A 15,831-nucleotide genomic window follows, 5' to 3' on the forward strand; every position below is an offset into this window, starting at 1 on the left:
TCCGGGTGAACGGGCGGCCCTGAGGGCCTCGGTCACCACTGGCCGCCGAAGGACGAGGAGTCGCTCCGGTGGGATTCGATGGCCGCGCGGCCGACCTCGCGGCCCGAGTCGCCGTTGGTGAGCACGATCAGCCCGTCGCCGTCCTTGATCCGGGTGAGGCTCATCGCCCAGTAGCCCTCGAACTCGCCGAAGGCGCCGTACTCGATGTCGTCGCCTGTGGCGTCGACGACGGTGGACAGTCCGTACAGGGCGTCCTGATGAGGCGTCAGCATCTGCTGGGCGAGTGGCTGGGTGAGGAGGTCGGCGCCCTGCCCGAGATGGGCGCGGCGGATCTCGGCGGCGGCCCGGGCGAGATCGCCGGCCGTGGTCCACAGGCCGCCGCCGGCGACCGAGGGGTGGATCGGCAGCCCGGGCGGCACGGGCCGCCCGGACGCATCGTGACCGAGGGCCACGGGGCGGCGGGAGCGCGCGTGATGGGCCCAGTCGTAGGCGCTGCGGACCATGCCGAGCGGCTGAAGGACCAGGGTGCGCATCAGTTCGGGGAAGGGGTCGCCGGTGACCTCGGTCATCAGCTGTTCCAGGACCAGGTAGTTGAGCCGGTTCTTGCGGAACACATCCCCCGGTGCGTGCTCGAAGCGGACGGCGGGGGTACGGGCCGGCGGCCGGCCGTGCAGTGCGTCCAGGACGCCGGGCACGGCGTCGCCGGGGAGATAGGGGTCGTGGGCCGGTTCCAGGGCGAGCCCGGACACATTCGCCAACAGATGACGCACCGTCACGATGCCGCCCTGATGGCCCTCTTCACCAAGGGAGGGCGCGCGCCAGCCGGTGAGATAGCTGTTGATGTCGGCGTCCAGGTCGATGACGCCCTGGGCGGCCAGCGTCAGTGCGCCGAGTGCGGTGATGTGCTTGCTCACCGACGCCACCTTGAACGGGGTGTCGGGGGTGATCCGGTCCGTGGAACCGGCGCCCACCACCCCGTACGCCTCCAGCGCGACCAACTCGCCGTCCCGCAGCACCGCGAGGCTGGCCCCCGGTACTCCGTGCAGCTCCATGGCCTCCGCGACAGCCCCCTTCGGGGCGGGCCGGGTGCGGGGAGCGGATGTGGCCAGTGACGCGGCGAGCTGTTCGATCGTCCCGGCCCGGTAGAGGGCGCGGAGCGTGACGGGCAGCCCGGCCTCGCGGGCCTCGGCCATCACCCGGAGCACGCTGATGGAGTCGCCGCCCAGGTCGAAGAAGCTGTCGCGGATGCCGACCTTCTCCACATCGAGCACCCGGGACCAGATCTCGGTGAGCTGCCGCTCGACGTCGGTGCGCGGCGCCACGAATGCGCGGTCCGACCAGCCGGAGGAGCGGTCGGGAGCGGGCAGTGCGGCGTGGTCGAGCTTGCCGTTGACGGTGAGCGGGATCCGGGCCATCGGCACGAACGACGACGGGACCATGTAGGCGGGCAGCCGCTCCGAGCAGTGCGCGGCCAGCTCGGCGGCGGTCGGGGCGTCCGTCCCGACCGGGACCACGTAGCCGACCAGGCGGCGGTCGCCCTGCTCCGACTGCCGGGCCACCACGACGGCCTCGCGGACCCGCGGGTGCTCGGTCAGCACCGTCTGGATCTCGCCGGGCTCGATGCGATAGCCGCGGATCTTCAGCTGCTCGTCGGCGCGGCCCAGGAACTCCAGGTCCCCGTCCTGCCGTACGCGCGCCAGGTCACCGGTCCGGTACATCCGCGCGCCGGGCGGACCGTACGGGTCGGGCAGGAAGCGTTCGGCCGTCATCGCCGGGCGGTTCGCGTAGCCGCGGGCGAGGCCCGCGCCGCTGACGTACAGCTCGCCCGGGACCCCGACGGGGGCGAGCCGCCCCTCGCCGTCCAGGACGTAGACCCGGGTGTCGTCCACGGCCCGCCCGAGCGGCACGGCGCCGCCGGCCGCGACATCGTCGGCCGTGACGCGGCGGAAGGTGACGTGGACGGTCGTCTCGGTGGGTCCGTACGCCTGGATCGGCACGGTACGTTCCAGTCCCTGATGGGCCAGCCATTCAGCGAGGTCGGACACGTCCAGGCCGTCCCCGCCGAAGACGACGGTGCGCAGGGCGAGGGCGTCCAGCCGCGCCTTGTCGCCGCCCGCCGCGGCGATCAGCGCACGGAAGGCCACAGGTGACAGCGAGAGCGTCGTCACCTGCTGCTCGGCGAGCAGGGAGAGCAGTGCCTCGGGGTCACGGGCGACCGCCGGTGGCACCACGGACACCCGGCCGCCGTGCAGCAGCGCGCCCCAGATCTCCCAGACGGAGACATCGAAGGCGTACGAGTGCAGCAGCGCCCAGACCTGCGAGGAGTCCAGGTCGATGCGGTCGGCCGTGGCCGCGTAGAGCCGCAGCAGATTGCGGTGGGTGAGGGTGACGCCCTTGGGCCGCCCCGAACTGCCCGAGGTGTAGATGACGTACAGGGCGTTGTCGGGCCCGGCGAGCGGCTCCGGGTCGGTGGCCGGGCGGCCGGCCAGGGTGTCGGCGTCCGTGTCGATGAGGACGAGTCCGCGCGCCCCTGCCGCCGCCTCGGTGTGTGCACTGCGGGTCACGACGAGGGGCCCGCCCGCGTCGCTCAGCATGTAGGCGAGGCGGCCCGTCGGCTGGGTCGGATCGAGGGGCAGATAGGCGGCGCCGGACTTCATGACGCCGAGCAGGGCGGGCAGGAGGTCGATGTCCGGCTCCAGGAGCACGCCGACAACCGACTCGGGGCCCGCGCCGAGGGCGCGCAGCTGGTGGGCGAGCCGGTTGGCCCGGGTGTTCACCTCGGCGTAGCTGAGCCGCTCGTCGCCGTACGAGACGGCGATCGCCTCGGGGGTACGGGCCGCCCATGACTCGAAGACCTCGTGCACACAGCCGTCGCCCACGGCGAGCGTGAGCGGTGCGCCGTTCCAGGTGTCGAGCAGCAACTCCCGCTCCCCCGGCGGCAGACAGGTCGCCCGTGCGTCTCCGTCGGAGTCGGCGACCATCGCCTCCAGCACGGCCCGGTACATCCCCGCCAGTCGGTCGGCGTGGTGCCGGGAGAGTGCGTGGGTGTGGGTGCGCAGGGTGAAGTAGCCGGGGGTGGTGGGCACTCCGAGCGCGAATTCGGTGGAGTCGTCGCCCTCACCGGCGTCGGTGTCGACGAGGTCGGTGTCCATCTGGTCGAAGTCCTGGAAGGTGAACAGCACATCGATGAGCCGTTGTCCGTCTCCCGCTTCACGCTGGATGGCGGGCATCGGGTAGCGCCGGTACTGCCATTGCTCGACCTCGCGGTCGAAGGTCTGCCGCACCAGTTCGCGCCAGGTGGCGGCGGTGCGTTCGAAGGGGAAGGGCAGGCTGTTGAGCTGCATGCCGTAGACCCGGTCGGCACCTTCGAGTTCGGGCCGGGCGCTGTACACGAGTCCGGTGAAGAAGGTGGGCTCGTCGGTGAGCATGCTCATCACCTTGAGATGGGCGGCGTGCAGCACGCTCTTCAGTGAGACGCCGGCCTCTGCGGCCAGTGCGCGCAGCCCCGGCTCCAGGTCCCGGTGCGGGACATGGATCTGGTAGTCCGCGCGGGGCGCGGTGGTGTCCGCCCAGGCGGCGGGAAGGGTGAACTTGGGGTGGCGGGCCACGAGGTCGTGCCAGTAGGCACGGTCGTCGGCTGACTGGAGGGCGCGCTGTTCGGCGGCGATGAAGTCGGCGTACCGGACCGCCGGGGGCTCGACGGGCGCGGGCCGGTTTCCGTCCCGCAGGGTGCGGTAGGTGTCCAGGATCTCCATCACGAGGGAGTGGAAGGTCCAGCCCTCGGTGATGGCGTGGCACTGGGTGAAGGTGAGCCGCCAGCTCCGGTCGGTCTCGAGCAGGGCGCCGATGCGCATCAGGGGTGCGCGGGTGGTGTCGAAGACGGCGGCGCGCTCGCTCGCGGTGTACGCCTCCAGCTCCGCCTGCTGCCGTTCGGCGTCCAGCTTCCGCAGATCCCGCACCTCGACGGGGACGTCGGCCTGGTCGTGGACGAGCTGCATCGGCACGGAGTAGCCGGAGACGGCGAAGGAGGTGCGCAGCATCTCGTGCCGGCTCGTGACCAGCGCCGCCGCGTCACGCAGAGCGTCGGCGTCGAAGGGCTGCTCGTCGCGGATCCGGAACAGCGTGATGTTGTGATAGCTGTGCTGCTCCTCGTCGGCCAGCATCTCCACCAGCATCCCGAGCTGCACCTGCGACATCGGATACGCGTCCGACACCCCGACAGGCACCCGCTCCCGGTCCGCGGCCGACAACAGCGCGAACCGCTCCACCGGCCGCTCCCGCTCCACCACCCCACGACCACCCACCGACGCCGCCAGCTCGGCAACCGTACGGAACTCGAACACATCCCGCACCGACACATCCACACCCGCCGACCGCAGCGCACCCACCAGCACCACCGCACGGATCGAGTGGCCGCCGAGCTCGAAGAAGTTGTCGTGGACACCGATCCGGTCGGCTTCGAGGACCTGCGACCAGGCGGTCGCCAGCAGCTCTTCGAGGGGGTTGCGGGGTGCGACGTACGCCCGCTCGCCTTGGCCGAACGAGGCTTCGTCGGGTGCGGGCAGGGCCCGCCGGTCGACCTTGCCGTTGCGGTTGAGCGGCAGGGCGTCCAGCGCGAGGAACGCGGTGGGCGTCATATAGGCGGGCAGCCGTGCGCCGCAGTGGGCGGCCAGTTCCGCTGTGGCCGGGGCCCGGCCGTCGGCCGGCACGTAGTGGGCGACGAGCCGCGGATCACCGGTCGCCGAACGGTGGGCGACGACGACGCACTCCTGGACGGCCGGGTGTTCGGCCAGGACGACCTGGATCTCGCCGAGCTCCACGCGGTAGCCGCGGATCTTCACCTGCTCGTCGATCCGACCGAGGAACTCGACGACGCCGCCCTCGGTCATCCGGGTCAGATCGCCCGTGCGGTAGAGCCGGGCGCCGGGCGGTCCGAACGGGTCGGGTACGAAGCGCTCGGCGGTGAGGCCCGGCTGGGCCGCGTATCCGCGCGCCACTCCCGCACCCCCCACATAGAGCTCTCCCGGCACGCCGACGGGGACGGGGCACAGCGTGGAGTCGAGGACGAAGAGGGTCGCGCCGGGGAGGGCGCTGCCGATCGGCACGGTCTCGGCGTCGCTCAGGCGCTCCACGTCGACGGGGAAGACGGTGCTGCCGACGGAGGCTTCGGTGGGCCCGTACTCGTTGATGAGCCGGCCGGGGCCGAGGAGGCGCAGCCAGTGGTCGGCGCTGCGCCGCGGGAAGGCCTCGCCCGCCACGACGACGGCCGCGGCGAGCTCCTTGGCCCGGGTGTCGTCGAGCCGGTGCGCGATGATCTCCAGATGGCCGGGGGTCAGCTTGAGGAAGCTGAAGGGGCCGGCTTCGTGCAGCAGCGGACCGAGGTCCTCGACCGGGAAGTCCTGCGCCAGGATGTGCACCCGGCGGCCGGTGACCAGGGGCGCCCAGAGGTTGGGCACGACCAGGTCGAAGGCGACGGAGGAGAAGAGAGCGGCGCCTCCGGTGCCGCGTGCCGCCAGCGTGTCGGCGGCCCAGTCGATGTGGTTCGAAAGGCCCCGGTGGGTGATCTGCACGCCCTTCGGGACACCGGTGGAGCCCGAGGTGTAGATGACGTAGGCCAGCCGGTCGAGGTCTGCGGAGACCTCCGGCCGGGTGGCGGGGCGGCGGTCGATGGAGGCCGACGCCTCGGGCCGGTCCAGGACGACCTGGTGCCCCTCGAAGGCTTCGGCGAGCCGGTCGCTGTGGGCCGTCGCGGTCACCAGGAGTCGGGCGCCCGCGGCGCCCAGCATCCTGGCGGTACGGGCCGCGGGCTGGCCCGGGTCCAGCGGCAGATAGGCGGCGCCCGCCTTCCATACGGCGAGCAGGGAGACGATCAGCTCCGGACCGCGGTCGAGGAGGACTCCGATCACGGACTCGGGGCCGGCTCCGAGCGCGCGCAGTTCATGGGCGAGCCGGTTGGCCCTGGCGTCGGTCTCGGCGTAGGTCAGCCGGTCCTCCCCGTAGGTGACGGCAGTCTCCTCGGGGGTGCGGACCGCCCAGGACTCGAAGAGCTCGGGGACCGTCGCGGCAGCGGTCACCGGGGCCGCGGTGGCACTCCATTCCTCGACGAGCAGCTCCCGTTCGCCCTCGGGAAGGAAGGTGGCGCGTGCGTCCCCGTCGGTGTCGGCGACCATCGCTTCGAGCACCGCCCGGTACATCCCGGCGAGGCGGTCGGCATGCGCCCGCGTCATGACGTGGGTGTGCGACATCAGCACCACATGGCCGCCCACCGCCAGGGTGGCGAGGGCGAATTCGGTGAGTGAGTCGTCGATGCTCGCCCCGAAGTCCACGAGTTCGGTGTCCACCTGGTGGAAGTCCAGGTAGCTGAAGCGGACATCGAGCAGCCGGGCGCCGTCGCCCTTCTCGCGCTGGATGGCGGGCATCGGGAACCGCCGGTGCGGCCAGAGCTCGACCTCGCGGTCGAAGGTGCGGCGCACCAGGTCGCGCCAGGTGGTGGTGACGGTGCGGTCGTAGCCGAACGGCAGGCTGTTGAGGTACATGCCGTAGACCCGGTCGGCGCCCTCCGCCTCGGGCCTGGCGTTGCAGACGAGTCCGGTGAAGAAGGCGGGCTCGTCGGTGAGCATGCTCATCACCTTGAGATGGGCGGCGTGCAGCACGCTCTTCAGTGAGACACCGACCTCGGCGGCCAGCGCGCGCAGCCCGGCGTCGAGGTCCTGGTAGGGAATGCGTACCCGGTAGTTTTCCCGCGGTTTGTCCTGGTCACCGGCCCAGGCGGCCGGGAGGGAGAACGTCGCGTGGCGATCGACGACGTCGTGCCAGTAGGCGCGGTCGTCCGCGGAGGCCAGCGAGCGCTGCTCGGCGGCGATGAAGTCGGCGTACCGGACCGCCGGGGGCTCGACGGGCGCCGGCAGGTCGCCGTCGCGCAGGGTGCGGTAGGCCGCCAGCACCTCCATGAGCAGGGAGTGGAAGCTCCAGCCCTCCAGGATGGAGTGGCATTCGGTGAGTCCGAACCACCAGCTGCCTTCGTCGATCACATGGGCCGAGATCCGGATCATGGGGGCCTGCGTGGTGTCGAAGACGGCGGCGCGCTCGCTCGCGGTGTACGCCTCCAGCTCCGCCTGCTGCCGTTCGGCGTCCAGCTTCCGCAGATCCCGCACCTCGACAGGGACATCGGCCTGCTCGTGGACGAGCTGCATCGGCACGGAGTAGCCGGAGACGGCGAAGGAGGTGCGCAGCATCTCGTGCCGGCTCGTGACCAGCGCCGCCGCGTCACGCAGAGCGTCGGCGTCGAAGGGCTGCTCGTCGCGGATCCGGAACAGCGTGATGTTGTGATAGCTGTGCTGCTCCTCGTCGGCCAGCATCTCCACCAGCATCCCGAGCTGCACCTGCGACATCGGATACGCGTCCGACACCCCGACAGGCACCCGCTCCCGGTCCGCGGCCGACAACAGCGCGAACCGCTCCACCGGCCGCTCCCGCTCCACCACCCCACGACCACCCACCGACGCCGCCAGCTCGGCAACCGTACGGAACTCGAACACATCCCGCACCGACACATCCACACCCGCCGACCGCAGCGCACCCACCAGCACCACCGCACGGATCGAGTCCCCGCCGAGCTCGAAGAAGTTGTCGTGGACACCGATCCGGTCGCCGTCGAGGACCTGCGACCAGGCCGTGGCGATCTGCTCCTCGAGGGGGTTGCGGGGCGCGAGGTACTGCCCGCCGGTGTGAAGGCTGTGCTGCTCGGGTGCGGGCAGCGCGCGCCGGTCCAGCTTGCCGTTCGCGGTGAGCGGCAGGGCGTCCAGCACGACGAACGCGGCGGGGACCATGTAGGAGGGCAGGCGTTCCCCCAGGGCGGCCCTGAGCGCGCCGCCGTCGGGGGCGCGTCCGGCCTCCGGCACGACGTACGCGATCAGCCGTCGGCCCACGGCGTCGTCGTCGCGCACCACCACGGCGGCGTCGCGGACGCCGGGCTGGGCGGCCAGGGCGGCCTGGATCTCGCCGAGTTCGATGCGGTAGCCGCGGATCTTCACCTGGTCGTCGATACGGCCCAGGAAGTCCAGGGTGCCGTCCGGGTTGCGCCGGGCGAGGTCGCCGCTGCGGTAGAGACGCGCGCCGGGCGGACCGAACGGATCGGGGACGAAACGCTCGGCGGTGAGCGCGGGGCGGCCGAGATAGCCCCGGGTGACGCCGGGACCTCCGACGTGGATCTCGCCCGGCACTCCGGCCGGCACGACCTGCCCGTGGCGGTCCAGGAGGTAGATGGTCAGATCCTCCAGCGGGCGCCCGACCGGGTTGCCACCGGCTGTCAGGTCGTCGTGGGTGATGCGGTGGTACGTCGAGTGGACCGTGGTCTCCGTGATGCCGTACATGTTCAGCAACTGCGGCCGGTCGAGACCCAGCCGCTCCACCCACGGAGCCAGCTCGGCGAACTCCAGCCGCTCACCCGCGAACACCACCGCTCTCAGGGCCAGTTGATCAATCCGCGGATCGCCCGACCCCGCGGCGCCGACGAGCGACCGGAAGGCCGAAGGCGTCTGATTGAGCACCGTCACCCGGTGCCGGACCAGCAGATCGAGGAAATCGTCCGGCGACCGGGCGACGTCGAACGGCACCACCACCAGCCGCCCACCGTGCGCCAGCGCACCCCACAGCTCCCACACCGACACATCGAAGGCATAGGAGTGGAACAGCGGCCACACATCGTCCGCGCCGAACGCGTAGTGCCGGTCCCCGACGGCGAGCAGGCGCCACACCTGGGTGTGGCTCACGCACACACCCTTCGGGCGCCCGGTGGAGCCCGAGGTGTAGATGACGTACGCCAGCGCGTCCGGGCCTGCCGTGCTGGGGGCGGGGTTCGCCTCGGACTCGGCCGCGATCGCGACCGCGTCACGGTCGAGGACGACGATCCGCCCCGCGTACACGCCGGCGAGCCGCTCGGCGTACTCCGAGGTGGTGACCACGACCGGCGCCCCGGTGTCGCCGAGGACGAACCCCCACCGGTCGACCGGGTGCGAGGGGTCCAACGGCACGTAGGCAGCACCGGACTTCAGCACGCCGAGCAGGGCGGGGACGAGGTGGCTGCCGCGTCCGAGGCACACGCCGACCAGATCCTCGGTGCCCACGCCGAGCGCCTTGAGGTGGTGGGCGAGCCGGTTGGCGCGGGCGTTGAGTTCCCCGTACGACAGTGCCTCGTCGCCGGCGACGACGGCGACCGCGGCGGGGTTCTCGGCCGCCCGGTCCTGGAAGACCTCGTGCATCGGCCGCGCGTCACCGGCCGACCGCACCGCGGGCGGCGCCACGACGGCGCTCTCCCGCTCGCCGTGGAGCGGCAGCCGGGTGACGGGGCTGTCCGGGGAGGCGACCAGGCCGTCGAGCAGGCGCAGGAAGGATGCGGCGAAGCCGTCCATCCACGGCTGGTCGAAGAGCGCGGTGGCGTACTCCAGCTGGCCGCGCAGGCTGCCGCCCGCCGTCTCCTCGATCTGCAGCGCGAGGTCGAACTTCGCGGTGAGCCAGGGGAGTTCGACGACCGAGGTGGCGATTCCGGGCAGGTCGAGCGCGCCGTCCGCCGCCTCGTGCAGGGTGAAGGCGATCTGGAACAGCGGGGTGCGGGAGGTGTCACGGGCCGGGGCGAGCTCGTCGACCAGGCGCGCGAAGGGCACCTCCTGGTGGTCGAAGGCGCCGAGTACCGTGCTCCGCGCGGCGGCGATCAGCTCGGTGAACGCCGGTTCGCCCTGCCAGGTTCCGCGCATCACCAGGGAGTTGATCCCGTAGCCGATGACGTTCTGGAGTTCGGGGCGGGTGCGCTCGGAGACGACGGTGCCGACCGCGATGTCGTCGCGTCCGGTGTAGCGGGACAGCAGCGCCTGGAACGCGGCGAGCAGCGTCGTGTAGAGGGTGACGCCGTGCTCCTTGGACAGGGCGCGCAGCCCGGCGGCCAGCGGTTCCGGCAGCTCCAGCGGCACGGCAGCGCCCCGCCAGTCCCGCACCGGCGGCCTGGGCCGGGCAGTGGGGAGCTCGGCGGGCGTGCTGTCGGCAAGGAGGTCGCGCCAGTAGCCGAGGCGGCGGTCGAGCTCGGGACCGGCGACACGGCTCCGCTGCCACGCGGCGAAGTCGGCGTACTGCACGGGCAGTGCGGGCAGCGGGGACGGGCGGCCGGCGGCGAACGCGCCGTAGAGCGCACCCAGTTCACGCTCGAACACCTGGATGGACCAGGCGTCGCAGGCGATGTGGTGGAACACCACGGCCAGCAGGTGGTCGTCCTCCGCGAGCCGGATCAGCCGGGCGCGGACCGGCCACTGGCCTGCGAGATCGAAGGACGCGGCGGCGGCTTCGGCCGCCAGGTCGGCGGCCTTCTGCTCGCGTGCGGCGGCGGGCAGCGCGCCGAGGTCCGTGACCGGCAGGTCCGGGGTGCCCGACGGGTCGACGACCTGGACGGGTTCGCCGTTCTCCAGGCGGTAGCGGGTGCGCAGGATCTCGTGCCGGGCGACGATCTCGGTGTACGCGGCGTGGAGGGCGCCGAGGTCGAGCGGTCCGCGCAGGCGGCGAAGGACCGGCACCAGGTACTCGGGACTCTCCGGGTCGAGGCTGCTCAGGAACCAGAGCTGCTGCTGCCCGAAGGAGAGCGGCAGGGTGCCTTCGCGGTCGGCGCGCGGAATACCCGCGCGGGGAGCCGAGCGGCGCCCGGCGAGCCGCTGCCGCAGCAATTCCTCGCGGGCCGCCTCCACGGCGGTGGCGGACTTCTCGGTCTCTCCGGCGCTCATATCTCTCGTTCCTCCGCCAGCATCGGGTCCGTCAGCAGTGCGGCGTCGTCGAGCCGCGCGATGTCCGCTCTGAGCTGTGTCTCAACCTCGGCGGCCAGCTGGGCCACCGAGGGCATGTCGAAGACCTTGCGCACCGGCAGGTCGATGTCGAACTGCTCCTGGACCGCGGCCACCAGCCGCAGCGCGAGCAGGGAATTCCCGCCGAGCTCGAAGAAGTTGTCGTGGACGCCGATCCGCTCGGTGTGCAGGATCTGGGCCCAGATGTCGGTGACGGCCTCTTCGGCCTGGCTGCGGGGGGCCACATAGTCCCCGCCCGTGTGAAGGCTCTGCTGCTCCGGTGCGGGCAGGGCCCGCCGGTCCAGCTTGCCGTTCGCGGTCAGCGGCAGGGCGTCCAGCACGACGAAGGCCGCGGGCACCATGTACGACGGCAGCCGGTCGGCCAGGGCCGCCCGCAGCTCACCGCCGTCGGCGGAGGCGTCGGGTGCCATGACCACGTAGGCGACCAGCCGGCGGTCGCCCGGCCGGTCCTCCCGTACCACCACCGCCGCGTCGCGGACGGCCGGCCGATCGGCCAGGGCGGCCTGGATCTCGCCGAGTTCGATGCGGTAGCCGCGGATCTTCACCTGGTCGTCGATACGGCCCAGGAAGTCCAGGGTGCCGTCCGGGTTGCGCCGGGCGAGGTCGCCGCTGCGGTAGAAGCGCGCGCCGGGCGGACCGAACGGATCGGGCAGAAAACGCTCCGCGGTGAGTCCCGGCCGCCCCAGGTAGCCACGGGCGACGCCGGGGCCGCCGACATGGATCTCGCCGGTGACGCCGACGGGCACGGTCTGTCCGTGGCGGTCGAGCAGATGGATCCGCAGATCGGCGAGCGGGCGCCCGACCGGGTTGCCACCGGCTGTCAGGTCGTCGTGGGTGATGCGGTGGTACGTCGAGTGGACCGTGGTCTCCGTGATGCCGTACATGTTCAGCAACTGCGGCCGGTCGAGACCCAGCCGCTCCACCCACGGAGCCAGCTCGGCGAACTCCAGCCGCTCACCCGCGAACACCACCGCTCTCAGGGCCAGTTGATCAATCCGCGGATCGCCCGACCCCGCGGCGCCGACGAGCGACCGGAAGGCCGAAGGCGTCTGGTTGAGCACCGTCACCCGGTGCCGGACCAGCAGATCGAGGAAATCGTCCGGCGACCGGGCGACGTCGAACGGCACCACCACCAGCCGCCCACCGTGCGCCAGCGCACCCCACAGCTCCCACACCGACACATCGAAGGCATAGGAGTGGAACAGCGGCCACACATCGTCCGCGCCGAACCCGTAGTGCCTGCGGGCGATGGCGTGCAGCCGCCACACCTGGGTGTGGCTCACGCACACACCCTTCGGGCGCCCCGTGGAGCCCGAGGTGTAGATGACGTACGCCGTCGAGTCCGGCCCGGCCGGCAGCGGCGCCGGGTTCGGCGGCTCCGCGTCCGCCTCGCTCCGTTCCTGCGGCGTGTCCTCGTCGAGGACGATCAGGGTCCCGGAGTGGATCCGCCCCAGCCGTTCGGCGAACTCCGAGGTGGTGACCACGAGAGAGGCCGCCGTGTCACCGAGGATGAACTCCCAGCGATCCAGGGGATGCGCCGGGTCCAGCGGAACGTACGCGGCACCCGACTTCAGTACGCCGAGCAGGGCGGGCACCAGCTCGGGGCCGCGCTCCAGGCACACGCCGACCAGGGCCTCGGGTCCGGCGCCCAGCGCCCTCAGCCGGTGGGCCAGCCGGTTCGCTCGCGCGTTCAGCGCGCCGTACGTGAGCTCGGTGTCACCCGCGACGACGGCCACCGCGCCGGGGGTCGCCGCGGCCTGCTCCTCGAAGACCTCGTGCATCGTCCTGGCCTGCCCGGCATCGTCCGCGGCGGCGGGTGCGACGAGGGCCTGCTCGGCGGCGCCGAGCAGCGGAGCCTGCGAGATACGGCCGGACGGGGCGCTCGCCACGGCGTCGAGAAGCCGTACGAAACCGGCCGCGAGATTCTCCACCCAGCCCCGCTCGAAGAGCGCCGTGGCGTACTCGATCTGGCAGCGCGCCCCGCCGCCCGGCTCCAGGTGGACGAAGAGCGTGAGGTCCGTCTTGGCGGTCCGCCAGCTGTCGCCGAGGAGAGCCAGGTCGCTGTCGCTGAGCGCGGACCCGGTCTGGCCTTCGTCGAGCAGGTCGAAGGCGGCCTGGTAGAGCGGGGTGCGCGAGCGGTCACGGTCGCCGAAGGCGTCCACGAGGCGTTCGAAGGGGAGGTCCTGGTGGGCGAAGGCGGTCAGGACCGTGTCCCGTATCCGCTCCAGCACCGCCGTGAACGTCGGGTCGCCGCCGAGATCGCAGCGGAGCACGAGGTTGTTGAGGAAGCAGCCCGCGACCCCGGCGCTCTCTGGCCTGGTGCGGCCCGAGACCGGTGTGCCGACCGCAATGTCCTCGCTGCCCGTGTACCGGGAGAGGAGGGCGGAGAAGGCGGTGAGCAGGGTCATGAAGGGGGTGGCCCCGTGGTGCTGGCCGAGGGCGAGTGCCTGCTTCGTCACGCCGTGCGGGACATGGAAGCCGACCACCGAGCCGCTGATGTCGCGTTCGGCGGGCCGGGGGCGAGCCGTGGGGAGATCGAGGGGGGCGAGTCCGTCGAGGGCCTCGCGCCAGTGGGCGAGCTGTCGTGCGCTCTCCTCGTCGCCGGACTGCTCCCGCTGCCTGACGGCGAAATCCGCGTACTGCAGGGGCAGTTCCGGGAGGTGCTCCGCCTCCGAGGTGAGGCAGAGCGCGCGCAGGTCGTTCTCCAGCAGGACCGACGACCAACCGTCCGAGGCGATGTGATGGATAGTCATGACCAACAGGTCTTCTTCTCCGGGAGTGCGGATCAGCCGGGCCCGCCAGACCGGGCCCTGCTCCAGGTCGAAGCCCTGGGCGAGCTGCGCCGCCAGGTGCGGGGCCGGGCCCTCGGGGCCGGCGTCCAGTGCCTGGAAATCCACCGCGCTGTGGGCGTCGGCCCGTTGACGGGGCTCGCCGTGCTCGCTGACGTACCGCGTACGGAGGATCTCGTGCCGGTCCGCCAGGGCGCGCAGCGCCGTGCGGACGGCCTCCGGGGCGGTGGCGGCGGGCAGGCGCAGCAGGACGGGGGTGACCCATTCGGCGCTCGCCGGGTTCATCCGGTCCAGGAACCAGATGCGTTCCTGCGCGAAGGACAGCGGGAGCGGCGCGTCCCGGCCGGCCGCCGTGACCGTGGCCGCGTCGTCGGTCGGGGCGCCGCGGTCGAGCAGCTGGGCCTGTTCGGCGACGGTGGTGGCAGTGAAGAGGTCTCGGAGTTCGATGCGGCGGCCGGTGGCGGCGGTGAGACGGCCGAGCAGCCGGGTCATGTGGAGCGAGGTGCCGCCGAGGCGGAAGAAGTCGTCGTGTGCACCGACGGTGTCCGTGCCGGTGCCGAGCAGTTCGGCCCAGACGCGGGCGACGAGCCGCTCGTCGTCGGTGCGGGGCCCGACCGCCGCCGGCCCGTCGTCGACCGTGCCGGGGTCGGGCAGGGCGCTTCGGTCGACCTTTCCGCTGGCATTGAGCGGGAAGGCGTCGACCGTCACATAGACGGAGGGGATGAGGGCCTCGGTGAGGCTGCCCCGGAGGAAGGCCCGGAGTTCGGCGGCGGGCACGGGTTCGGCACGGGGGACGACGTACGCGGCCAGGCGCGCGGTGTCGTCATGGGCCTTGAACGGGGTGACGACCGCGCCGCTGAGACCGGGGTGTGCGGCGAGCGCGGCTTCGGCCTCGCCGGGTTCGACACGGGTGCCGTTGATCTTGACCTGATGGTCCACCCGGCCGACGTACTCCAGCACGCCGTCCGAGCGCCAGCGAGCCCGGTCGCCCGTGCGGTACAGCCGTTCGCCCGCCGCGCCGTAGGGGTCGGGGACGAAGCTCGCGGCGGTCGCTCCCGGGCGCCCCAGGTAGCCGCGGGCCACTCCGGGGCCCCCCGCGTACAGTTCGCCCGGCACTCCGACGGGCACCGGTGTCCCGGCCGTGTCGAGCACCAGGACACGCATGGAGTCGATGGGGCGGCCGATGGGTACGGGGCCCTGCTCCCTGTCCGGGTGGACGGGGTGGGCGGTGACGTCGATGGAGCACTCGGTGGGGCCGTAGGTGTTCCAGATTCCGGTGCGGATGCGGTCGGGCAGCCGTCGGCAGAGGTCCGCGTGCAGGGGCTCTCCCGCGCAGAACAGCAGCCGCAGTTCCGTGCAGTGGGCCCAGCCGTCCTCGTCGGCGAGCAGCCGCAACACGGAGGGCACCACCTGGAGGACGGTGATGCGCTGTTCGGCCACCGCCCGCAGCAGCAGCGCGGGATCGCGTTCGGCGCCCTCGGGGGCCATGACGACGGTGCCGCCCGCCGTCAGCGGGGCGAAGATCTCCCAGCCCGCGGCGTCGAAGCTCATCGTGGTCTTCTGGAGGATCCGGTCGTCCGGGCCGATGCCGTGTCTGCGGACGGTCCAGCCGACGCGGTTCGCGATGCCCGCGTGGTCGACGAGGACGCCCTTGGGACGGCCGGTGGATCCCGAGGTGTAGATGACATACGCGGCTGCCGCCGGGGACACGGGTCCCGGCAGGGCGGTCGCGGGCTGCGCGGCGATGCGGTCCCGCTCCTCGTCCAGGCACAGGGCGGCGACGGGCAGGTCGCGGAGGGCGCCCCGGGCGGTGGGCCCGTCGGTGATGACGACACGCGCTGCCGTGTCGTCCAGGACCCACTCCAGGCGGGCGCGCGGATGCCCGGGATCCAGCGGTACGTACGCCGCGCCGGCCTTCCAGACGGCGAGGAGCGCCACCACGAGGCCGATGCCGCGCGGCAGGCAGACGGCGACGAGGTCCTCGGGGCCGACACCGCGGTCGCGCAGGGCATGTGCGAGACGGTTGGACCTCCGGTCGAGCTCGGCGTAACCGAGCCGGTCCCGACCGGAGAGCACGGCGAGGGCGTCGGGGGTCCTGGCCGCCTGCAGTTCGAATCGCGCGGGCAACAGCTCCGTACCGGAACGGTCGGTCTCTGACGTCCGCGGCCACATCTGGGATTCCACCCCTGCTCCTCTTCACC

Annotated in this window: 2 protein-coding genes; both read right to left on the minus strand. The window is 72.4% G+C overall.

Annotated elements, in window-relative coordinates; translation table 11 throughout:
• Nucleotides 1-32 precede the first annotated feature (32 nt).
• A complete protein-coding gene (locus ACFU8W_RS33110; protein WP_384045097.1) occupies nucleotides 33-10,763 on the minus strand; it encodes an amino acid adenylation domain-containing protein in 10,731 nt (3,576 codons plus the stop codon).
• Nucleotides 10,760-15,814, minus strand: coding sequence for an amino acid adenylation domain-containing protein (locus ACFU8W_RS33115; protein ID WP_384045100.1), 5,055 nt, complete (start codon nucleotides 15,812-15,814; stop codon nucleotides 10,760-10,762). Before ACFU8W_RS33115 ends, ACFU8W_RS33110 begins: the two co-directional genes overlap by 4 nt.
• Nucleotides 15,815-15,831: the final 17 nt, after the last annotated feature.

The organism is Streptomyces sp. NPDC057565 (assembly GCF_042801455.1).
Lineage (GTDB): Bacteria > Actinomycetota > Actinomycetes > Streptomycetales > Streptomycetaceae > Streptomyces > Streptomyces yanii.